This window comes from Cnuibacter sp. UC19_7 (assembly GCF_042699995.1).
Classification (GTDB): Bacteria; Actinomycetota; Actinomycetes; order Actinomycetales; family Microbacteriaceae; genus Cnuibacter.
In genome coordinates this window covers 19,463-40,702 of sequence record NZ_CP170560.1, presented here as the reverse complement: position 1 = coordinate 40,702, position 21,240 = coordinate 19,463, and the positions used below count along the sequence as shown (strand labels likewise).

Below are 21,240 nucleotides of genomic sequence, written 5' to 3'. Positions count from 1 at the left end.
CCCGGTCGCACGCGCGCAGGCGCGCAGGACAGCGCCCGCATCAGCTCCAGGCGCGGGCCGTGCGCTCCGCCCAGTACCGCGCCGGGTCCTCGGCGAGCTCGGCCAGCCGCTCCTCCGGGATGGCGGGCACACGCGCGCCGAGGTTCTCGCGCAACTGCCTCCGTGTGACCGCGCCCGTGAGCACGATGTCGGCCCACGCGTGCGACACCGCGGCGCCGATCGCGAGCCCGTCGAGAGGCTGGCCATCCTCTGCCGCGAGCGCCTCCGCCGCGGGCTCGTCGCCGCGGGGGGTCAGCCGCCCGTTGGCGAGCGACTCCTTCACGACGACCAGCCAGCGCGCGTCGTTCGCCGCGGCGAGCGCCTCTCCCGCCGACTGCTCGAGCAGGTTCCACGTCGTCTGCACAGCGGTGAACGGCAGATCCGGACGCGCGAGCGCCGCTCGCAGCACCTCACCCTGCGACGGCCCGGAGGTCGAGAACCCGACGCGCACTCCCCCGTCGGCGATCTCCGCGAGCCGCGCCAGCAGCGCGTCGTCGCCGAGGGCGGGACTGTCGGGCGTCAGCGAGTGGATGAGGTACACGTCGGGCTCGGTGCCGAGCGCCTCGACGGTCTCGCCCCACTGCCGGTCGAGCATGGCGAGGCTGTGCTCCTTGCGCTCGTGCACATCGGCGTCCATCCGCCAGTCGCCGACGTACTCGTAGCCCCACTTCGACCCGATCGTCAGCTCGTCGCGACGCCCCGGATGCGCGGCCAGCCACGACCCGAGGAACTCCTCCGCGTGCCCGTACGACCGCGCGGCGTCGATGTAGCGGATGCCGAGCCACCACGCGGCGTCGAGCAGCGCGTGCGCGCGTTCGCGCATCCCCTCGATCGACCGGTCGGCACCCTCGCCGAGGTCGTCGTCGCGCCCCACCGTGATGTACGCCGGCCGCCCGATCGCCGCCAGCCCGAGCCCGAGTCGGGACGCGAGGGGGCTGGTGTCGTCGGCGCTGCTGTCGCTCATGCCTCCAGCCTACGAGCCGCGCGTCCACCAGACGCGGCGAGACGGGAGGCCGACGCCGGCCCCACGTGGGCGGAGACCGCTCGACCCCGGGCGGTTCAACCCCAGGCGGCGGCGGGGGCGGTGTAGAGCGGGACGGGCGACGACGACCAGTGCGCCCCGTTGGCATAATGGCTGCTCGCCCAGGGCGAGGCCCAGATCGCCGACTCGATCTGCGAGGTGGGCGCCGATGACTCGAAGCCGGCGAGGATCGCGGCGTAGCCGGAGTTCTCGTGGAGCGCCTCGGCGCAGTTCTCGGCGGCGATGACGAGGTTGGCGTAGCTTCCCAGCCCGCTGCCGCCGCCCGATCCCCACCCGTTGTTGAGGGGGTTGTTGCGCAGCCACCAGTCGTCGGGACCGTTCTCCTGGCGCATCCAGCGCAGCATCACGGTGATGTTCGACTCGGTGCGGGGGAAGCCGCCGAAGATCATCACGAGTTCGGCCCAGTCGCGGTTCGTGCCGCTCTGCCGGAGCTTGTCGAGCGCGGTCGTGCCGGAGTACCCGTCGCGCGAGACGAGCACCTGCGCCACGCTCTGCGGCACGGAGATGGTCTGCTGCCCCGGCCCGTCGCCCACACCGATGACCACGTCCCCCTGCGACGCCGCCGCCGCGGCGCCCGCTCCGGCGGCGCCCGATCCCACGACGCCCGATCCGTCGGCGCCCGATCCGTCGGCCAGGTCGGACACCGCGCCGGGTGCCTGCCCGGGTGGCACGATCGCGGTCAGCGACACGAGCGCGAACGCCGCCGCCGCGGCGGCTACGACGACGACCGTGCGCACGCGGCGAGTGCCGGTCGAGAGCCGGCCGGTGTCGTTGGGGCGATGGAAGGGGAAGCTCATGGGGGTGGGGGCGGCGTGTCGGCCGCAGCGGGCGCGGACCACCCGCGCCGGGCTCTCAAAATACCAGCGGATGCTCGGAACGGCCCGCGAGCATCCGGCACTCTCAGGCTGCGGGACGCCAGCCGAGCAGCGGCCCGAGCGTGCCGGCGATGTCGTTCAGCAGCTGCACGTAGTCGTCGCGCTCGAAGCTGAAGGGCAGCGCGAACGCCACCTCGTCGGCGAGCCGGTAGCCCGCATCCGCCTGCAGACGCGCGGCGATCTCGGCCGAGGTGCCCACGATGTCGGCGGCGAAGAGCATGCCCCGCGGCCCCTGGGGCACGCCCACGCGCGCGTTCCGCGACTCGGCGTACGCGCGGTAGCGCTCCACCTGCGACGGGGTCGCGGAGTCGGTGGGGATCACCACGAGTCCCTGCGACACGCGAGCCCGCGCTGCGTCCGGATGCGCCGCCCGGTACGCGAGGATCTGCTCGGCCTGGTTGGTGGCGAAGTCGGTGCCGTGCTCGCTCGAGACGACGCTGGAGGTGAGCAGGCGGAACCCGTTCTCGCCCGCCCAGGTGGCGCTGCGCATGCTGCCGGCGCCGTACCAGAGCCGGTCGGCGAGGCCCGGGGCGTGCGGCTCGACGCGGGACGAGTACTCCTCGATGCCCTCGCGGCCCGAGAACGGGCTCACCTCGTCGCCGCGCAGGAAGGAGCGTAGACGCAGCAGGCGGTCGTAGCCGAGGTCTTCGACCTGCCAGGTGTCCGGGTAGATCGCCTCCTTGTAGTCGTCGAACCGCATGGGCGGGCCCGAGCTGAAGCCGGGGCTCAGCCTCCCGCCGCTCAGCACGTCGACGGTCGCGAGGTCTTCGGCAAGCCGGAACGGGTTCTCGGCCCCGATGGGCGTCACCGCGGTGCCGAGTCGGATGCGCGACGTGCGCTGCGAGGCCGCCGCCATCACCGCGACGGGCGAGGAGATGCCGTACTGCAGGTGCCGATGGCGCAGCCAGGCCGAGTCGAACCCGAGCTGCTCTCCCCGCTCGATGAGCTCGAGGGTGTTCTCGTGACCGGACCCCGGATCGTTGCGGTCGAAGAGCCCGATGGTGAGGAACCCGAGGCCCTCGAGCGGCCGTCCCTGCTCAGGCATCCGCTGCCCCTTCCAGTGCGGTGACCACGCGGTCGACCGAGGACCCGAGCCCCCAGCGCTCGGCGAGCGCCGCGACGGTCGCCCGCGCCTCGTCGTCGAGGCCGCGCAGACGCCCGTCGGAGTCGTCGAGGTCGAGATCGAGGTCGCGGGCGACCTTCACGACCGTCGGCGCGACGAGGAGGTAGTCGGCCGCTGCGTCGATCTTCGCCCGCTGCGACTTCGTCAGGCTCGACGAGGGATCAGCTGCCGCGGCCACGAGCCCCTCGAGGTCGACGTACTCGCGCAGCAGCGTGGCCGCCGTCTTCTCGCCGATGCCGGCGACCCCGGGAAGCCCGTCGGACGGATCTCCGCGGAGGGTGGCGAAGTCGGCGTACTGGCGAGCCGTGATGCCGTAGCGCTGCTCGACCACCGCGTCGGTCACCAGCTCGATGTTGCTCATGCCCCGGGCGGTGTTGATCACGCGGATGCCGCGGTCGTCGTCGACGAGCTGGAACAGGTCGCGGTCGCTCGTGACGATGTCGACCGGCCCCGACGCGGTGGTCGCGAGCGTGCCGATCACGTCGTCGGCCTCGTAGCCCGTGGCGCCGACGATCGGGATGCCGAGGGCGGTGAGCGCCTCGACGATCACCGGCACCTGGGGGCTGAGGAGGTCGGGGACCTCCTCGACGTCGGGGCCGCTCGGCACGAGCTCGACCACGCGATGCGTCTTGTACGACGGGATGAGGTCGACACGCCAGGCGGGACGCCAGTCGTCGTCCCAGCAGGCGATGAGGCGGGTGGGACGGTAGGTCGTCACGAGCTTCGCGATCGCGTCGAGCAGCCCGCGCACCGCGTTGACGGGGGCGCCGTCGGGTGCCTTCACCGTGTCGGGCACGCCGTAGAAGGCGCGGAAGTACATCGCCGCCGTGTCGAGCAGCATCGTCCGCTCGCCCGGCTGGAGGTTCTCGCTCGAGCTCATGCTCCCATCCTGGCGCACACTCCCGACAGGGCGCCCCCGACCCCTCGCAGGGCGACACACGGGTGCGGCTGCGCGGCTCGTCAGCACCAGCTCGGGTCGGTGCCCTCTGCGCGGAGGAGCACTCTGCCGTCGGCGAGCGAGACCACCTCGGTCTCGCCCCCGCTGGTGGTGACCACGGAGTAGAGCCCGTTCCTCGAGATGCACACCCCGGTGATCCCCTCGCCCGCGGCCACCACGGTCGACGTCTCCCCCGACGCCCTGTCGAGCACGAGGGCACCCTGCGGCGACACCGAGAGCGTCGAGCCCTGCTCGTCGACGATCACCTGCATCGGGGAGCTCCCGTCGAGCCGCCACGGCTCCGGCGTGACCGAGTCCGCCGTGACCACCGCCGGCGCACCACCGTCGTCGACGACCACACCCCCGGTGCCGGGCAGCGTGCCGCGGATGCCGTCGGCCGAGCCCACGTCGGTCGCGACGGCCTGTCCCGTGAACGCGTCCACCGCATCCACCCTCAGCAGACGGCCGCCCGGCGTGACCGCGACCAGCTGCGCGCTCCCGGGCACGAACGCCCAGTCCACCGCCGAGATCTGCTCGCCCCGGTCATCGGGGACCAGCTCGGGCAGCCCGCCGCCCCGCGCCAGGTCGTAGGTGAACAGCAGGTCGGTCCCCGCGGCGGTGAAGGCGGTCTGCGGCTGCGTGTAGGTGAGGCCGAGCATCGACCCGTCGGGCGAGGCTCGCAGGCTGGTCACCGTCCCCGCCGCCGGGAAGGCCAGCACGGTGGGGTCGCCGCCCTGTCGAGGGACGACCGTGACCGCATCCGACCCCGTGCTCCCGTCGCGCTGCACGACCGCGAGATCGGAGGCGGTGGCCGCGTACGCGACGATCCCGTCGCCCCGGTACACGACCTCGTCGTCCCTCGTCGCGCCGACGGAGACGATCTCGTCGCCGTCTGCGCCGTGACGGAGCACGAGGAGGTCGGAGACATCGGGCGTGCTGAGGCCCGTGGTCCAGTCCGACCGTCCGCCGCCCACGGCCCCCGCGACCCCACGCACCGAGACGGTGTAGTCGGTGGCGTACCAGAGCGGCGCCTCGAGCTGCACGGTCACGGTGGTCCCCTGCACCGACACCGTGACCGGCACGTCCGGCACGACCGTCACGTTGGGCGCGACCGTCTCGTCGAGCGCCTGGTCGGAGGCGAGCACGAGCTTCTGCCCGGATGCCGCTTCCGCGGCCCGGAGGTTCACCTGCGACCCGGTGAGCGTCGGCCCCTTCACCACGCCCACCACGACGAGCACGCCGGCGATCACGGCGAGCGAGCCGAGCACGGCGGCCATCGCGACGACGAACCTGCGATCGCGTCTCACTGCAGGTACGGATTCGACGGCTGGCCGACAGGGGCGACCGAGGAGGGCAGGAGGGCGACCGACGACATCGAGAGCACGCTCGGGTTCGCGGCGAACGTCCCGCCGACGCTCGCCCAGTCGCCGACGCCGAGAGTCGAGGACCAGCCCGGCGAGTAGACGGTCACGCTCGTCGGCCGCGCGTCGACGGCGCAGCAGGTGATGACGAAGCGGGAGAGCGCGAAGGAGTCGGGATCGTCGGGGTCGGCCTGCACGAAGCCGATGAGCTGGGCGCGCTGGCCGATGACCTCGTCGTCGCGGCCCTGGCGCAGCAGGTTCGACCAGTCCTTCACGGTGTAGGCCGACGGATCGCCGGAGGGCTCCGACGCGCCCTGCACCGCGCCGACCGTGGAGTCGGTGCGCGCGGCCGCCGCGCTGACCGAGAGCGTGCGGGGCGGCGCGAAGACGAGCACCACGATCGACACCGCGACGAGCGCCGCCGACCCGGTGACGACGGCGATCCTCGTGCCGGCCCGTCGGCGGGGAGCGCCGTCCACGTCGCCGGCGTGCCCGTCTCCACGCTCATGCTCGCCGGCGTGCCCGTGCCCGGCGTGCGCGTCCGCCCCCTCGCGGAACGAGAGCACCACGGCGGCGCCGATCGCCGCCGCGAGCGCGAGGAGCGCCATCACCACCACGAACACGGTGTACCGCGGATGCACGTAGAGGTCGAGACGCCCGGTCACGGCCAACCACAGCGTCGCCACCGCCGTGAGCGCGACGAGCACGAGCCCCACCCACCGTGAGGCGAATCGATCAGCCGACACTGTTCATCACCAACCCGATCACGGCCACCGACGCGGCGACCAACGCCGTCACGCCGACGAGGAGCCGCGGCGAGAACGTGGTGCGCATGAGCGCGAGCATCTTCACGTCGATCATCGGCCCGAACAGCAGGAACGCGACGATCGCCCCGGACATCGCCGCGTTGCCGAGCGAGAGCGCGAAGAACGCGTCGACGTTGGAGCAGATCGCGACGACGAACGCGAGCGCCATCATCGCGAACACGCTGAGCACGGGGTTCGTGCCCACCGTCAGCAGCACCGAACGCGGCACCACGACCTGGATCGCGCCCGCCACCCCGGATCCGATGAGCAGGGCGGGGAGCGTCGACGACGACTCGGCGGCGAACATCCGCAGCGACCGGCCGGTCCGCGATCCGGAATGCGTCGTCGGCGCGTCGCAGAGCATCCGGAACCGCGACGACAGCAGGCGCTCCGGGCGGGCGTGGAGGCTGTAGATCCACCCGACGAGGTTGGCGATCACGAGCCCGCCGATGATGCGCGTGACGAGGATGCCGTCGGACCAGCCGAACGCCTCGTACGTCGTGATGATCGTGATCGGGTTCACGATCGGCGCCGCCAACAGGAAGGTGACGGAGTCGGCGACGGCGACCCCGGAGAGCATGAGTCCGCGGCTGAGCGGCAGATTGCCGCACTCGCACACCGGCACCAGAACCCCGAGGAGGGACAGGCAGAGTCGGCGGAGCACCGGGTTCTTCGGAAGGCGCCGCGCCAGGAGGCCCTGCGGGAGCCAGACGCTGACGACGATGGAGAGCAGGATGCCGAGCACCACGAACGGCACCGACTCGATGACGACGCTGAGGGCGAGGGTGACGCCGTCGCCGAGCTGATCGTCCATCCACGAGAACCAGCCCGCGGGCGCCAGGGCCCGGGCGATGACGAGCGCGGCGATCACGCCGAGCACGACGAGGAGGCGCGTGCGCAGGCGCGCCCGTCGCAGTCGGGCGGTCTCGGCGGCGCGCATTGATGCGACGACGTCGGCCTCCGGCGTCGTCGTCGCGGCGTCGTCGAGCAGCTCGGGTGCGGTCGACACGCGACGACACTAGATCCGCGCCCCCGCCGGAACCGCCACCCCACCCCGCGAGTCGCGGAGGACTCAGCATCTCCTGACGGGTCAGGACGCGAGACGCATCGTCGCCCCGGCGCCGGCGGCGAAGGCGCGGGCCGTGCTCGCGACCGTGCGCTGCATCACCGCGACGGCGGCCGTGGGCTCGACGTCCACGGGCCGTGCGAGGCTGATGGTGCGGCTGAGCTTCGGATCGCGAAGGCGCACCGACCGCAGCCCGGCCCGGTCGTGCAGCACCATCGCCGGGACGATCGCGACGCCGAGCCCGCGCTCCGCGAAACGCAGCACCGCATCCATCTCGGCGCCTTCGAGCACCACCTCCGGGGTCAGCCCCGCGGCGGCGAAGGCGGCATCGGTCGCGCCGCGCAGGTCGTACGTCGAGCTGAAGACGATCTGCGGCAGCGCCGCCACCTCCGCGAGCGAGATGCTCGACCGCGTGGTGACGGCGGGCGCGGACGCCGCCGAGACGACGACGAGCTCCTCGACGAGCAGCGGGCCCACCGCGAACCGCTCGGCCGCCGCGGGGTCGGAGGTGGTGATGAGCGCGAGGTCGAGCTCCCCGGCGGCGAGCTGGTCGAGCAGCCGCCGTGAGCCGTGCTCCGACAGGTGCAGCTCGATCGCAGGATGCGCGGCGTGGAACGTGCTGAGCACCTCGGCGACCAGGCTGATGCAGAGGGTCGGCGTCGCCCCGAGCCGCACCCGCCCGCGACGCAGCCCCGCGAGCTCGGCGAGGTCGTGCCGCACCCTGTCGGCGTCGGCGAGCATCCGGCGGGCGAGTGGCAGCAGCGCCTCGCCGGCCGCGGTCAGCCGGCTGCCGGCACGGTCGCGCGTGAGCAGCGGTGCACCGAGGTCGCGCTCGAGTGCGGCGATCTGCCGGCTCAGCGACGGCTGCGCCAGGTGGAGCTCCTCTGCTGCGTTCGTGAAGTGCCCCGTCCGTGCGACCTCGATGAAGCTCCTGAGCTGCTCCAGGTTCATGTTCAATAGCTTATCCGCATCGATCCAAAGCAAAAGATGCATTGGAGTCATCGACGGTGGACGCCTACCGTCGTCCCCATGACCTCATACGAACGACAGACGTCCACCAGCGTCCTCGTCATCGGGACCGGGGGCTCCGGCCTCCGAGCGGCCATCGAGCTCGCCGAGGCGGGCATCGACGTGCTGGTGCTCGGCAAGCGCCCTCGATCGGATGCGCACACCTCCCTCGCGGCCGGCGGCATCAACGCGGCGCTCGGCACCATGGACGAGGAGGACTCCTGGCAGCAGCACGCCGCCGACACCATGAAGGAGAGCTACTTCCTCGCCGACCCCCGGACGGTCGAGATCGTCACCTCCGGCGCTGCCCGGGGCATCGAGGACCTCGAGCGCTACGGCATGCCCTTCGCCCGCGAGGAGGACGGCCGGATCTCGCAGCGCTTCTTCGGCGCGCACACCTTCCGCCGCACGGCGTTCGCCGGCGACTACACGGGGCTCGAGATCCAGCGCACGCTCGTGAACCGGGCCGCTCAGCTCGATATCCCGATCCTCGACAGCGTCTACGTGACGCGCATCCTCACGAACGACGACGGCGCCGTGTTCGGCGCCTACGGCTTCGACCTCACCGACGGCACACGCCACCTCATCCACGCGGATGCGGTCATCCTCGCCGCCGGGGGCCACAACCGCATCTGGCGGCGCACGTCCTCACGTCGCGACGAGAACACGGGCGACTCGTTCCGCCTCGCCGTCGAGGCGGGAGCGCGGCTCCGCGATCCGGAGCTCGTGCAGTTCCATCCGTCGGGCATCATCGAGCCAGAGAACGCCGCCGGCACCCTCATCTCCGAAGCGGCGCGAGGCGAGGGCGGCATCCTCCGCAACGGCCTCGGCGAGCGCTTCATGCATCGCTACGACCCGGATCGACTCGAGCTCTCGACGCGCGACCGCGTCGCGCTGGCCTGCTACACCGAGATCAAGGAGGGACGCGGCACCCCGAACGGCGGCGTCTGGCTCGACGTCTCACACCTGCCTCGCGAGACCATCATGAAGCGCCTCCCCCGCGTCTACCAGACGATGCTCGAGCTGCAGATGCTCGACATCACGAAGGAGCCGATCGAGATCGCGCCCACCGCTCACTACTCGATGGGCGGCGTCTGGGTGCGCCCGGAGGACCACCGCACCGACGTGCCGGGCCTCTACGCGATCGGCGAGGCCTCGAGCGGCCTGCACGGCGCGAACCGGCTGGGCGGCAACTCGCTCATCGAGCTCCTCGTCTTCGGGCGGATCGTCGGCCAGGCCGCGGCGACGTACTCGGTCGAGCTCACCTCCCAGAAGCGCTCGGCCTCCGCGGTCGCCCTCGCCAGACAGGAGATCGCCGACCTCCTCGCCGCCGACGGCGAGGAGAACGTGCGCGCGCTGCAGCGCGCCATCCGCAACACGATGACGGAGCACGCGGGCGTCGTCCGCGACGAGGAGGGTCTGCTCGCCGGCCTCGCCGAGCTCGACGCCATCGAGCATCGGATGCGCGACATCGGGGTCCACCCCGACATCGCGGGCTACCAGGACCTCGCGCACGCGTTCGACCTCCGCTCGTCGGCACTGGCCGCGCGGGCGACGCTGCAGGCGGCTCTCGAGCGGCGCGAGACCCGCGGCTGCCACAACCGCTCCGACTACCCCGACCTCGACCCGGAGATGCAGGTGAACCTCGTGTGGTCGGCCGACGGCACGGTCACCCGCGAGTCGATCCCGCCGATCCCCGAGGAGATCGCCGCCCTCATCCGCGACGTGTCGGTGGCGGGCAAGCTCGTCGAGTGAGAAGTGAGCGCGAAGAATGCGGGGGATGACGTCCTTCGTCCATCAATGGTGGACGAAGGACCTCATCCCCTGCATTTTTCTGCGCACTCCCGTTCGATACCGTGGCTCCATGACCGACGACACCCTTCCCGAGCGCAGCCGCGTCATCCAGGAGCAGCTGCGCGCCGCCGGGCTCGCGGGCGAGGTCCGCGAGCTGCCCGATTCGACGCGCACGGCCGCCGAGGCCGCCGCCGCGCTCGGCTGCGAGGCCGGCGCGATCGCCTCGAGCCTGGTGTTCCTCGCCGACGGCGAGCCCATCCTCGTGATGACGAGCGGCCGCCACCGCGTCGACACCGCCCTCCTCACCACGCAGCTCGGCGCCGAGTCGGTGTCGATGGCCCCCGCCAAGCTCGTGAAGGCGCTCACCGGTCAGCCGATCGGCGGCGTCGCGCCGGTCGGTCATCCCGCGCCGATCCCGACCGCCGTCGATGAGTCGCTCGCCGAGTACGACGTGCTCTGGGCGGCAGGCGGAACCCCGCACACGGTCTTCCCGCTCAGCTACGCCGAGCTGCTCGCGCTCACAAGCGGCCGGCCCCTCCGGGTCGCTGCGGACTGATCACCGCGGACTGGCGGCCTTCAGACCAGGGCGGGGCGCTGCTCCGACGGCGCCGACCCGGCTGCCCGGTAGGGCGTCCACGCCGGCTCGCGCAGCGCGGGGCAGTGCTCGGGTGTGGGATGCACGGCGATGTCGATCACGCGGTCGAGCGCGTCGCGCGCGGCGGCGAGGTCGGCCATCGCGGCGGTGATGCGATCCCGCTCGGCCGCCAGCAGCCCGAACGCCTCGGAGGAGCTCACGCCCGCCTCGATGCACGGCATGAGCTGCACGATCGTGCGGCTCGGGAGCCCCGCGGTGAAGAGCTGCTGGATGAGCTGCACCTTCTCGACCGCCGACTCCGGGTACGTGCGCTGCCCGCTGGGCGTGCGCTCGGAGGAGAGGAGCCCCTGCTCCTCGTAGTATCGCAACGCCCGCGTGCTCACGCCGGCGCGCTCCGCGACCTCTCCGATGCGCATCCGCTCGCCCTTCTCCTGGTGTCGACGTGCCACTGCGACGCCCCGACTTGCCCTTGACGTCAACGTCAAGTTCTACCGTAGCAGCCATGAACATCACCGATCAGATCGCCCTCGTCACCGGAGCCAACCGAGGCATCGGACGCCAGTTCGTCCTCGAGCTCCTCGACCGCGGGGCCGCGAAGGTCTACGCCACCGCCCGCCGGCCCGAGACCCTCGACATCGACGACCCCCGGGTGGTCTCCCTCCCGCTCGACCTCCTCGACCACGACTCCATCACCGCAGCGGCCGCGTCCGCCGGCGATGTCACGATCCTCGTGAACAACGCGGGCATCTCGACCGGGGCGGCCCTCGTGACGGGCGAGCTCGCCGACATCCGTCGCGAGCTCGACACGCACTTCTGGGGCACGCTCGACGTCATCCGCACCTTCTCCCCCGTGCTCGCCGCGAACGGCGGCGGCGCGATCGTGAACGTGCTCTCGGCGCTGTCGTGGTTCGCCGCCCCCCGTGGGGGTGGCTACGCGGTCGCGAAGGCGGCCGAGTGGAACATGACGAACGCGGTCCGCCTCGAGCTGGCCGCGCAGGGCACCCTGGTGCAGGGTGTGCACCTCGGCGCCGCCGACACCGACATCATGGCGGGCTACGAGGGTCCGATGATCCACCCGCGCGAGGTCCCTCGTGCTGCGCTTGCGGGCCTGGAGTCGGGTGCGATCGAGATCGTCGTCGACGACTGGTCCGCGATGGTGAAGGCGTCGCTCGCGTCGGACCCCGCTCCCTTCTACGAGAAGGTCACGTCGCTCCTCGGTGCCTGAGCCCCTTCCTCGGCGGGCCGATCGTTCAGGCGACCGGCCCGTCACCGAGGTCTCGACCGAAGCAGACCGAGTACTCCGATCCGACGTACGAGCCGAAGAGCGGGATCGGGCTGTAGCCCTCGCGCTGGTAGAAGCGGACGGCGTCGGGCTGCGCCGTCCCCGTCTCGAGGACGAGCCGCGCCGCGCCGAGCCGCCGCGCCTCCTCCTCGAGCGCCCTGAGCACCGCCGTGGCCACGCCGGTCCCGCGTGCGCCCGGCGCCGTGTACATCCGCTTGATCTCGATCGCACCGGGGCCGAGCACCGTGTCGGGCAGCGGACGCAAGCCGCCACAGGCGATCGCGGAGCCCTCCTCGTCTCGGGCCACGAGGAACACGGGCACATCGGCGGCGGACGGCATGACGCCGGGCTCGTGGTCGTCGGAGCCGTACCTCGCGTCGAGCTCCGCGCGCTGGGCGCGGCGGAGCCGGTCTGCGTCGAGGTCGTCGAACGGGGTCGTGGTGATGGTCCAGGGCATGGTGATCCTCTCCGTCACGAATGTTACCGTAACATCTGTTACGCTACCGACATGCCCCGGATGCGCGACGAGCCCGCTCAGAGGGCGCGTCTCTCCGAGGCGGTCTTCACGACGCTTGCCGAGTCAGGCCCCGCCGGACTGACGCTCCGGGCGGTCGCCGCGCGCGCCGGATGCAGCACGGGCCTCGTGCTGCACACGTTCCCCGACAAGCGCGCGCTCCTCCTCCACGCGCGCGACGTGCTGCACGAGCGCACGCGCGCCCGGGCGGATGCCCTCGAGGCCGACGCCCCCGATCCGGCGGCCGCCGTGCGCGCGGTGTCCCTCGGCGCGCTCGCCCTCGACGACGACGGTGTCGCCGAGGCCCGCGCCTGGGTCGCCTTCCTGGCCGCGGCGCTGGGCGATCCCGTGCTCCGTGAGCGGCACGTGCGCAACAGCCGCGCCTTCGTCGAGCGGCTCACACGCCTGCTCGAGGCCGCGACGCGGCTCCCTCTCGAGTCCGCCGCCGTCCGCGCGGCGGCGCTCGGCGCCTCCCTCGAGGGGATCACCGTGCTGGCGGCCGGCGACCCCGAGCGCTGGACCCCGGATGCGCAGCGCTCCGCCCTCGACATCGCCCTCGCGGCCGCGCTGCGGAACCCGGTGGACCCGGCCCAGCCCTAGGCGGATCCGGTGACGCTCGCCTTCAGAGCGTCCAGGTGCGCCCGACTCGCTCGCGCGGCGTCCTCAGCACGCCGATCGGCGACGGCGGCGAGGACTGCGGCGTGGGCACCCTGATCCGCCGCTTCGTCGGGGACGGGACGGAGGCGAAGCATCTCGATCATCGCGCGACGGACGCGCGGGACGAACCCGTTGAAGAGGTTAAGCAGCACCTCGTTGTGGGCAGCGACGACGATGGCCCGATGCAGGGCCATGTCGCGATCCCCCACAACTAACTGCCCGCGACCTGACGGCCGACGTTCTTGAAGTCGTGGCCCCAGCCTGAGCCCCTGTCCCCGAACACACCTTGAACACCGGCCATCGCAACCAGGTCCCAGTAGCGCTGCAAGCTGTCTGCTATCCGCGCGTTCAACCTCCGATAGAACTCGTCTGATAGCGATAAGTCCGTCATCATACGCTGGAAGTAAGCGTTAATTTCGGGCTCGCTCTCGAGCGCCACCCGCTCAGCGGCATCCCAGAATGCCTGCGGGCTCTCTTCTCGTTGCGGATTCTCGGCAAGGGCGTCTAGGTAGTAGAAGCGCCCCTCTTGCCCGTAACGGTTCAATGCGGCAACGAGAGGGGCCCACACCGGGTCGGAGTCCACAGCGGCGAGCGCCTCGTCCACGAAGTAGCGATGTGTCGCGCGCCCGACGTTGTCTCGGATTTCTTCTCGCAGCAGAGCCTCCATCTTGATGAGGTTGTGCCGGTAGTCGTTCTTGAGGACCGACACGGGAAGCCAGACTCGGTTCGATGCCAAATGACTGAGGCCCAGCCCCAGTTTCAGCATCTTCTCGACGCCAATGGAAAGCATCGTCATGATCGGGTCGCGCGTCGTTTCGATGAACGCCGCTGTCCGGATCGCCCGAATCCCATAAGCGAGCAGGTGCTTTGCAGAGTCTGACTCTTGGATGAGGTTCAGGCCTTGATGCACTGACAAGTCGTCGTCATAGTGGTTCGCCATCCCGATATTTTGGCAACGAGTGTGGATGAGCGGAGCCTCTTTGGAGCCCCCCGCTTGTCCGGACGAGACGAAGGGCCTGGCAGGTCGTTCGATCCACGAGGGTTCTCCTGTCGGGCTGACAGGACTTGGCTCCCCGTCGGCGCCCTCCACGCGCCTCTGAACGCGACTCGCGAAGCCTCTCCGCGGCGTGGGCCCATGAACAGCTTCCGCGTCCGGACAGCGCGCCACCACGACGGAAGGGCCGCCCGATTGGGCGGCCCTTCCGTCGTTCTGTCGGGCTGACAGGATTTGAACCTGCGACCCCTTGACCCCCAGTCAAGTGCGCTACCAAGCTGCGCCACAGCCCGTGACTTTCGCCCGACTCTCGCCGGACAACTTGACCATGATAGCGCCTCCGCGACCCACCCGAAGACACACGCCGAACGCGCACCCGACGCGCCTGGTGTTCCGGCACCGAGTGTCTCAAGACGATAACGACGCGCCGGTGCGGCATCCCCTCGATTCGAACTCAACCCATGAGTCTGCATAGAATCCCAAGCGAGAAGCGCCGCGGGGATGTATCCGAACGGCCTCCGCGGCGCTCTCCTCACATGTCATCGATGTCATCTGTGATGGAATAGCGCAGTGACGAAGACGCCCCAGCTCGCTCTCGCAGTCGACGTCGGAGGCACGAAGGTCGAAACGGCCCTCGTGCGCGACGACGCGACCCTCGTCGAGGGAACACGCCACCGCCGCCCCACCGGTGCAGGATCCGACTCCGACCAGCTCGCCGCATCCGTCGCCGACGCCATCAGGGCGACGCTCGCCGAAGCGCAGAGCGCCCACGGCATCGCCGCGACCGACCTCGTCGGCGCGGGCGTCGGCAGCGCGGGACCGATCGACCTCGAGCGCGGAGCCGTCTCCCCCATCAACCTCGGCGCCTGGCGCGGATATCCGCTCGCCGACCTCGTCGCCGAGACCAGCGGACTGCCCACCACCCTGCGCCTCGACGGCACGTGCATCCTGCTCGCCGAACTGTGGGCGGGCGCCCTGCAGGGCCGCCGCAACGCCATGGGCATGATCGTGTCGACCGGGATCGGCGGCGGGCTCATCCTCGAGGGCAAGCTCATCGCCGGCCGCACGGGGAACGCGGGCCACATCGGACAGGTGCAGATCCGCACGCACGAACAGGCGGGACGCGACCTCAGCGTCACGCTCGAGGGCGTCGCCTCGGGCACCGCCACCGTCGCGTTCGCGCAGAGCCTCGGCTGGACCGGCGAGCGCGGCGAGGACCTCGCCCGCGACTACGCCGACGGCGACGCCCGCGCGGTCGCCGCGGTCGAGCGCTGCGCCGACGCGATCGGCGAGGCGATCGCGTCCGTCTGCGCCCTCGTCGACCTCGAGGCGGTCGCCATCGGCGGCGGCTTCTCGCGCGTCACGCCCGACCTCTTCGACCTCATCCGCTCGCGGATCGACGAGGTCGCCCCCTTCCCCACCATCTGCGGCGTCGAGGTCGTCCCCTCGGCGCTCTCCGACGCGGGCCCCCTCGTCGGCGCCGCCGGCCTCGTGCATCGCGCCGACCTCCTCCCCTGACCGCCGCCCGCGCGCGTTCCGCCACACCCTTGGCGTTCCGCCACACGCATGCACGTGGCGAAACGCCACCAGCGTGGCGAAACCGCAGTCGGAGGGCGGAGCCACCGCCGCACGCAGCGCGTGACCCGCGCACGGGGTGGTCGCCCTTCGACGCGGCGCACGCCATAATCGAGCAGTGAGCAGCGCTCGACAACAGAACCCGCTCGAACCCCGGGCCGCCCGCACGTCGCGGGCCCTCCAGGACGCCCTCTTCACCCTCCTGGCCGAGCACGACCTCGCCGACATCACCGTCGCCCAGCTCTGCCGCGAAGCCGACGTGCACCGCACCACCTTCTACGGGCACTACCCGACGATCGAAGCGTTCGCGTCAGACGTGTTCGCAGGGATGCTCGACTCCCTCGCCGACGTCGGCGGCTCCCCCGAGGCGTTCGACGACCTCACCGCGGATGCGGTGGCCGGCGCCTACGACGTCGCCCTGATCGAGGAGCTCCAGCACATCCTCGACAACCGACCCGTCTACCGCCGCCTGTTCGCCCTGACGAACGACGCGGGCTTCCGCCGCACCCTGAGCGAGCGGATGCGCGCCAGGGCGGATCTCGCCGTCGAGGTCTGGCGCCGTCACGACCTGGCGCTCCAGAACGACCCCGCCGTGCTGGCCGCCCACGTCGCCGGCGGGCTGGTCGGTGCACTCGAGCTGTGGGCCGCCTCCGACCGCACCGACGTCGAGGTGTTCGCGGCCGATGTCGTCGACACGATGCCGCCCTGGTGGCCGCGCATCACCCGCTGACGAACCCCCGAACCCCCGAATCCCCGAGCCGCCGAACCCCGGGAATACCTCGCCTGCTACCCTTGTTGGAGCGAGTACATGCAAATGCATGAATCTGGAGCGAAAGGCCGAGACCATGCAGTTCGGGATCTTCACCGTCAGCGATGTGACCACCGACCCCACCACCGGGCGCACCCCCGACGACACCGAGCGCGTGAAGGCCCTGCTGACCATCGCGCAGCACGCCGACCAGGCGGGCCTCGACGTCTTCGCGACCGGCGAGCACCACAACCCGCCGTTCGTCGCCTCGTCCCCCACCACCCTGCTGGGCTACCTGACGGGCACGACCGAGAACATCATCCTGTCGACGAGCACCACGCTCATCACGACCAACGACCCGGTGAAGATCGCCGAGGACTACGCGATGCTCCAGGTCATCTCCGACGGCCGCATGGACCTCATGATGGGCCGCGGCAACACCGGCCCCGTCTACCCGTGGTTCGGACAGGACATCCGCAACGGCATCGAGCTCGCCGTCGAGAACTACGCGCTCCTGCGCCGTCTGTGGGATGAGGAGGTCGTGGACTGGTCGGGCAAGTTCCGCACGCCCCTCCAGGGCTTCACGGCGACCCCGCGCCCGCTCGACGGCGTCGCGCCGTTCGTCTGGCACGGCAGCATCCGCAGCCCGCAGATCGCGGAGCAGGCCGCGTACTACGGTGACGGCTTCTTCCACAACAACATCTTCTGGCCGATCACGCACACGAAGCAGATGGTGAACTTCTACCGTCAGCGCTTCGAGCACTACGGCCACGGCGCCGCCGACCAGGCGATCGTCGGGCTGGGTGGGCAGTTCTTCGCCCGCAAGAGCTCGCAGGCCGCGGTCGACGAGTTCCGCCCGTACTTCGACAACGCTCCCGTGTACGGTCACGGCCCCACGCTCGAGGACTTCAGCCGCGAGACCCCTCTCACGGTGGGCAGCCCGCAGCAGGTCATCGACCGCTACGCGGCGATGCGCGACCAGGTCGGCGACTACCAGCGCCAGCTGTTCCTCATCGACCACGCCGGTCTGCCGCTGAAGACGGTGCTCGAGCAGATCGACATCCTGGCCGAGGAGATCGTGCCCGCCCTCCGCAAGGAGAACGAGTCGAAGCGTCCCGCGCACGTCCCGTCCGACCCGCCCACGCACGCCCAGATGGTCGCCGCCGCTCGCGCGAAGGGCGGGCAGCACGAGCACGTCGCCGCGGAGGACCGCTGGACCGGCAAGACCGCGGAGGACGACGCCGAGGCGGCCGCCGCCGCGACCCCGGCCGGCGTCGGCGCCCCCGCGAAGCAGGGCGCCGCGTTCGGCCTCTGATCCCGCCCGTCGGCGGCCGACGAGCCGCCGACGTCCCAACCCTCACCCATCCGTCACTTTCGGCTAGGGCCGCGCCAGCGCACTAGCCGAAAGTGACGGATCAGGGAGAGGTCAGCGGCGCGGGCGCTTCTCACGCACGCGCATGTTCGTCACGATCGGCGTGCCCTGGAAGCCGTACACCTCGCGCAGTCGGCGCTGGATGAAGCGGCGGTACCCCGGATCGAGGAACCCGGTGGTGAAGAGCACGAAGGTCGGCGGCCGCGTGGCGGCCTGCGTGCCGAACAGGATGCGCGGCTGCTTCCCACCGCGCACGGGGTGCGGGTGCGCCGCCACCAGCTCGGTGAGGAACGCGTTGAACTTGCCCGTGGGGATGCGGGTGTCCCACGACTCCAGCGCGGTCTCGAGCGCGGGCACGAGCTTCTCGAGGTGTCGTCCGGTGCGCGCCGAGATGTTGACGCGCGGAGCCCACGTGACGTGGTGGAGATCCTGCTCGATCTCGCGCTCGAGGTACCGGCGGCGCTCGTCGTCGAGGAGATCCCACTTGTTGAACGCGAGCACGAGCGCACGGCCCGACTCGAGCACCAGGTCGATGATGCGGAGGTCCTGCGTGCTGATCGCCTCGGTCACGTCGAGGACGACGACCGCGACCTCCGCCTTCTCGAGCGCGGCGGTGGTGCGCAGCGACGCATAGAAGTCGGCGCCCTGCTGCAGGTGCACACGCTTGCGGATGCCGGCGGTGTCGACGAACGTCCACACCTTCCCTGCAAGTTCGATCTGCTCGTCGACGGGATCACGGGTGGTGCCCGCCAGCTCGTTGACGACCACGCGCTCCTCGCCCGCCGCCTTGTTGAGCAGCGACGACTTGCCGACGTTCGGCCGACCGAGGATGGCGACGCGCCGGGGCCCGCCCACCTCCTGCTTCGCGACGGCAGACACCTCGGGCATCTTCGCCATGATGACGTCGAGCAGGTCGGCGACACCGCGTCCGTGCAGGGCCGACACCGGGTAGGGCTCACCGAGGCCGAGCGACCACAGCGCCGCTGCGTTCGGCTCCTGCCGCACGTCGTCGACCTTGTTCGCCGCGAGGAAGACGGGCCTGTTGGCGCGCCGCAGCAGACGGACGACGTGCTCGTCGGTGGCGGTCGCGCCCACGTTGGCGTCGACCACGAAGAGCACGACGTCGGCGAGGTCGATCGCGATCTCGGCCTGCGCTGCGACGGCCGCGTCGATGCCGCGCGCGTCGGGCTCCCAGCCGCCGGTGTCGACGAGGGTGAAGCGGCGTCCGGCCCACTCGGCCTTGTACGAGACGCGGTCGCGGGTCACACCCGGGGTGTCCTCCACGACGGCCTCGCGGCGGCCGAGGATGCGGTTCACGAGCGCGGACTTGCCGACGTTCGGCCGCCCCACGATCGCGAGCACGGGGAGCGCGGGCAGGAAGAACTGTCCGTCGGGGAAGTCCTCGGTGAGCTCGAGGAGGTCGTAGTCGCCCTCGTCGAGGTCGTACTCCTCGAGCGAGGCGCGCAGCGTGGAGGCGCGGGCCTCGGCGAGCTCGTCGTCGACGTCGGCGAGCGCACCCGCCAGGTCGTCGTCGACTCCGTCGTCGAAGTCAGGTCCGTCGCCCAGGTCGGGGTCGGAGCCGGACGGGGTGGTGTCGTCAGCCATCGGTTGTCCTTGAGGTCGTGGTCGTCACGAGCTCGACCACCGCTGCCACGGTCTGGTCGAAGTCGAGGTCGGTCGAGTCGAGCGTCGTGACCCCGTCGGCCGCGGTCATGAAGTCGACGACACGGGAGTCCGCTCGATCGCGGGATCGGAGCGCCTCGCCCACCGCCTCGGGCGATTCGGAGGTCAGCTCCTTCGAGCGACGACCCATTCTAGCCTCTTCGGATGCGGTGAGCAGGATCCGCACGGACGCATCCGGTGCGACGACGGTCGTGATGTCGCGCCCCTCCACCACGATCCCGTCGAACGGGGTGGAGCGGATGATGCCGCGGAACCGCCTCGTGAGCCAGTCGCGCACCTCGGGCACGCGGGCGATCAGGCTCACGACCCCCGTCACGCGGGGCTCGCGGATCGCCTCGGTCACGTCGACATCGCGCACCAGCACGAAGTAGTTGCCGGGGTCGGTGCCGATGGAGAAGTCGAACGAGTCGAGGCCCGAGACGACGTCGGCGGAGACCGCCGCGTCGATCCCGGCATCGAGCACCGCCCACGAGAGCGCGCGGTAGCAGGCTCCGGTGTCGAGGTAGCCGAAGCCGAGAGCGTACGCCGCCGCGCGGCTGACGCTCGACTTCCCGCTGCCCGCGGGCCCGTCGACCGCCACCACGACCGGCGCCGGTCCGCCCGGCGCCGCCGAAGCCGAAGCCGAAGCCGCCGACGGCGAAGCCTCCGCAGCATCCGAACCCGAAGGCTCTCTCGGTCCGTCCGTCATCCTGCGATCCTCCATCCACGTCGTTGAAGCTCTTCGACCACCGGGTCGAACGCCTCGGGCACGACGAACACCTCCGCCAGACCCACCTGAGCCTCGGGCGAGTGCTCGAGCCGGAGGTCCTCGATGTTGACCCCGATGTCGCCCAGCTCACCGAACAGCCTGCCGAGCTCTCCCGGCTTGTCGTCGACCATGACGATCATCGACGTGTAGCGCCGGTTCTGCCCGTGCTTGCCCGGCAGCCGCGCGACGCCGGCGTTGCCACCCGCGAGCTGCTCGGCCACGACCCGGCGAGACCCGGGCGCATCCGGTTCGTCGAGCGCACCGATCATCTGATCGAGGTCGTCGCGCAGGTCGCGCAGCACGGAGGCGACCAGTCGCCCGTTCGCTCCGAGGATCTGCACCCACAGCGTCGGGTCGGAGGCCGCGATCCTGGTGAGGTCGCGGATGCCCCCGCCCGCGAGGTCGACCGCTTCGTCGGGGGCGCCGGTCAGTCGGCGGGCCATGAGGCTCGACACCACCTGCGGCGCGTGCGAGACGAGCGCGACGGCGGCGTCGTGTGTCTCGGCGTCGAGCTCGATGAGCGTCGCCCCGAGATCGAGGATGAGGTCGTCGACCGCCGCGGCGGTCTGGTACGAGATGGCCGGATGACCGGCGACGACCCAGGGCCGGTTGAGGAACAGGTCGGCGCGTCCCGCGGTCGGCCCACCCCGCTCCCGACCCGCCATCGGGTGCGAGCCCACGTACCGGGTGAGGTCGCCGCCTGCCGCGGCGACGGCGTCGAGGATCGGCTTCTTCACGCTCGCCACGTCGGTGACGATCGCGCCGGGGTACGCCGACAGCTCGCGCACGATCACGTCGGCGGTCACGTCGGGCGGCACGCACACCACGATCAGCTGCGGTTCGTCGAGTTCGCCGGCCGCGCGTCCCGCGCCGTAGTCGATGGCGATCCGCACGTTCGTGGGCGACGCATCCGACAGGATGACGTCGACCCCGCGCGCGCGGAGCCCCAGGGCGATGCTCGTGCCGAGGAGCCCGACTCCGACGACTCGCACCGGACCCGTCAGGCGGCTGTCGACCACAC

Annotated in this window: 22 protein-coding genes and 1 tRNA gene; 7 read left to right on the top strand and 16 right to left on the bottom strand. The window is 71.3% G+C overall.

The annotated features are described in order from the left end of the window. Nucleotides 1-40: 40 nt before the first annotated feature. The 8 genes from ACFJGV_RS00205 to ACFJGV_RS00170 all read right to left on the bottom strand — a co-directional run bounded on the left by ACFJGV_RS00205 (nucleotide 41) and on the right by ACFJGV_RS00170 (nucleotide 8,200). On the bottom strand, nucleotides 41-1,003 hold the full coding sequence (locus tag ACFJGV_RS00205; protein ID WP_378145916.1) for an aldo/keto reductase: 963 nt from the start codon (nucleotides 1,001-1,003) through the stop codon (nucleotides 41-43). 95 nt (nucleotides 1,004-1,098) lie between these two features. Beyond that, nucleotides 1,099-1,878, bottom strand: coding sequence for a hypothetical protein (locus ACFJGV_RS00200; RefSeq protein WP_378145915.1), 780 nt, complete (start codon nucleotides 1,876-1,878; stop codon nucleotides 1,099-1,101). Between the two features lie 103 nt (nucleotides 1,879-1,981). After that, complete coding sequence (locus tag ACFJGV_RS00195) at nucleotides 1,982-3,001, bottom strand: LLM class flavin-dependent oxidoreductase (protein WP_378145914.1); 1,020 nt, start codon at nucleotides 2,999-3,001, stop codon at nucleotides 1,982-1,984. Beyond that, complete coding sequence (locus ACFJGV_RS00190) at nucleotides 2,994-3,959, bottom strand: 5'-3' exonuclease H3TH domain-containing protein (protein ID WP_378145913.1); 966 nt, start codon at nucleotides 3,957-3,959, stop codon at nucleotides 2,994-2,996. Before ACFJGV_RS00190 ends, ACFJGV_RS00195 begins: the two co-directional genes overlap by 8 nt. 80 nt (nucleotides 3,960-4,039) lie before the next feature. Continuing rightward, nucleotides 4,040-5,323: a hypothetical protein gene (locus ACFJGV_RS00185; RefSeq protein ID WP_378145911.1), complete on the bottom strand. Its 1,284-nt coding sequence runs from the start codon at nucleotides 5,321-5,323 to the stop codon at nucleotides 4,040-4,042. Then, nucleotides 5,320-6,123 (bottom strand): TIGR03943 family putative permease subunit, encoded by an 804-nt coding sequence (locus tag ACFJGV_RS00180; protein WP_378145910.1) that lies wholly within the window; start codon nucleotides 6,121-6,123, stop codon nucleotides 5,320-5,322. Before ACFJGV_RS00180 ends, ACFJGV_RS00185 begins: the two co-directional genes overlap by 4 nt. Then, a complete protein-coding gene (locus ACFJGV_RS00175; protein WP_378145909.1) occupies nucleotides 6,113-7,192 on the bottom strand; it encodes a permease in 1,080 nt (359 codons plus the stop codon). Before ACFJGV_RS00175 ends, ACFJGV_RS00180 begins: the two co-directional genes overlap by 11 nt. Nucleotides 7,193-7,273: 81 nt before the next feature. Further along, nucleotides 7,274-8,200 carry a LysR family transcriptional regulator gene (locus ACFJGV_RS00170; protein ID WP_378145907.1) on the bottom strand — a complete coding sequence of 309 codons (927 nt, stop codon included), beginning with the start codon at nucleotides 8,198-8,200 and terminating at the stop codon, nucleotides 7,274-7,276. Between the two features lie 78 nt (nucleotides 8,201-8,278). Between ACFJGV_RS00170 and ACFJGV_RS00165 the strand changes: the two genes are divergently transcribed. Continuing rightward, nucleotides 8,279-10,012, top strand: coding sequence for an L-aspartate oxidase (locus ACFJGV_RS00165; RefSeq protein WP_378145905.1), 1,734 nt, complete (start codon nucleotides 8,279-8,281; stop codon nucleotides 10,010-10,012). Between the two features lie 109 nt (nucleotides 10,013-10,121). After that, nucleotides 10,122-10,607 carry a YbaK/EbsC family protein gene (locus ACFJGV_RS00160; protein ID WP_378145904.1) on the top strand — a complete coding sequence of 162 codons (486 nt, stop codon included), beginning with the start codon at nucleotides 10,122-10,124 and terminating at the stop codon, nucleotides 10,605-10,607. Nucleotides 10,608-10,627: 20 nt separating this feature from the next. On the opposite strand, the gene ACFJGV_RS00155 is transcribed toward ACFJGV_RS00160, so the two are convergent. Then, nucleotides 10,628-11,095, bottom strand: coding sequence for a MerR family transcriptional regulator (locus tag ACFJGV_RS00155; RefSeq protein WP_378145903.1), 468 nt, complete (start codon nucleotides 11,093-11,095; stop codon nucleotides 10,628-10,630). Between the two features lie 53 nt (nucleotides 11,096-11,148). On the opposite strand from ACFJGV_RS00155, the gene ACFJGV_RS00150 reads away from it, so the two are divergent. Next, nucleotides 11,149-11,871 carry an SDR family oxidoreductase gene (locus tag ACFJGV_RS00150; RefSeq protein ID WP_378145902.1) on the top strand — a complete coding sequence of 241 codons (723 nt, stop codon included), beginning with the start codon at nucleotides 11,149-11,151 and terminating at the stop codon, nucleotides 11,869-11,871. 25 nt (nucleotides 11,872-11,896) lie between these two features. Here the strand turns inward: ACFJGV_RS00150 and ACFJGV_RS00145 are convergent, their stop codons facing one another. Next, nucleotides 11,897-12,403, bottom strand: coding sequence for a GNAT family N-acetyltransferase (locus ACFJGV_RS00145; protein WP_378145900.1), 507 nt, complete (start codon nucleotides 12,401-12,403; stop codon nucleotides 11,897-11,899). 33 nt (nucleotides 12,404-12,436) lie between these two features. On the opposite strand from ACFJGV_RS00145, the gene ACFJGV_RS00140 reads away from it, so the two are divergent. Next, the gene (locus ACFJGV_RS00140) at nucleotides 12,437-13,042 is read left to right on the top strand and encodes a TetR/AcrR family transcriptional regulator (RefSeq protein WP_378145899.1); all 606 of its coding nucleotides are present in this window, start codon (nucleotides 12,437-12,439) and stop codon (nucleotides 13,040-13,042) included. Here ACFJGV_RS00140 and ACFJGV_RS00135 read toward each other — a convergent pair. The 3 genes from ACFJGV_RS00135 to ACFJGV_RS00125 form a co-directional block, all read right to left on the bottom strand. Beyond that, entirely contained in the window at nucleotides 13,039-13,308 is a 270-nt protein-coding gene (locus ACFJGV_RS00135) for an FCD domain-containing protein (RefSeq protein WP_378145898.1), read from the bottom strand. The genes ACFJGV_RS00140 and ACFJGV_RS00135 overlap by 4 nt on opposite strands. Before the next feature lie 2 nt (nucleotides 13,309-13,310). Next, on the bottom strand, nucleotides 13,311-14,039 hold the full coding sequence (locus ACFJGV_RS00130) for a hypothetical protein (RefSeq protein WP_378145896.1): 729 nt from the start codon (nucleotides 14,037-14,039) through the stop codon (nucleotides 13,311-13,313). Between the two features lie 273 nt (nucleotides 14,040-14,312). After that, nucleotides 14,313-14,386: transfer RNA gene (locus tag ACFJGV_RS00125), tRNA-Pro, on the bottom strand. Nucleotides 14,387-14,663: 277 nt separating this feature from the next. On the opposite strand from ACFJGV_RS00125, the gene ACFJGV_RS00120 reads away from it, so the two are divergent. The 3 genes from ACFJGV_RS00120 (at nucleotide 14,664) to ACFJGV_RS00110 (ending at nucleotide 17,731) form a co-directional block, all read left to right on the top strand. Next, entirely contained in the window at nucleotides 14,664-15,611 is a 948-nt protein-coding gene (locus ACFJGV_RS00120; protein WP_378145894.1) for an ROK family protein, read from the top strand. 175 nt (nucleotides 15,612-15,786) lie between these two features. Further along, nucleotides 15,787-16,398 carry a TetR/AcrR family transcriptional regulator gene (locus tag ACFJGV_RS00115; protein WP_378145892.1) on the top strand — a complete coding sequence of 204 codons (612 nt, stop codon included), beginning with the start codon at nucleotides 15,787-15,789 and terminating at the stop codon, nucleotides 16,396-16,398. 115 nt (nucleotides 16,399-16,513) lie between these two features. Beyond that, nucleotides 16,514-17,731: an LLM class flavin-dependent oxidoreductase gene (locus ACFJGV_RS00110; protein ID WP_378148592.1), complete on the top strand. Its 1,218-nt coding sequence runs from the start codon at nucleotides 16,514-16,516 to the stop codon at nucleotides 17,729-17,731. 111 nt (nucleotides 17,732-17,842) lie between these two features. Here ACFJGV_RS00110 and der read toward each other — a convergent pair whose 3' ends face one another. Genes der through ACFJGV_RS00095 form a run of 3 tightly spaced genes read right to left on the bottom strand, consistent with a single transcriptional unit; the run spans nucleotide 17,843 to nucleotide 21,238 of the window. Further along, the gene (gene der / locus ACFJGV_RS00105; protein ID WP_378145891.1) at nucleotides 17,843-19,393 is read right to left on the bottom strand and encodes a ribosome biogenesis GTPase Der; all 1,551 of its coding nucleotides are present in this window, start codon (nucleotides 19,391-19,393) and stop codon (nucleotides 17,843-17,845) included. After that, complete coding sequence (gene cmk / locus ACFJGV_RS00100; protein WP_378145889.1) at nucleotides 19,386-20,159, bottom strand: (d)CMP kinase; 774 nt, start codon at nucleotides 20,157-20,159, stop codon at nucleotides 19,386-19,388. The genes der and cmk overlap by 8 nt, the downstream gene beginning before the upstream one ends. Further along, on the bottom strand, nucleotides 20,156-21,238 hold the full coding sequence (locus ACFJGV_RS00095; RefSeq protein ID WP_378145887.1) for a prephenate dehydrogenase: 1,083 nt from the start codon (nucleotides 21,236-21,238) through the stop codon (nucleotides 20,156-20,158). The genes cmk and ACFJGV_RS00095 overlap by 4 nt, the downstream gene beginning before the upstream one ends. Nucleotides 21,239-21,240 lie beyond the last annotated feature (2 nt).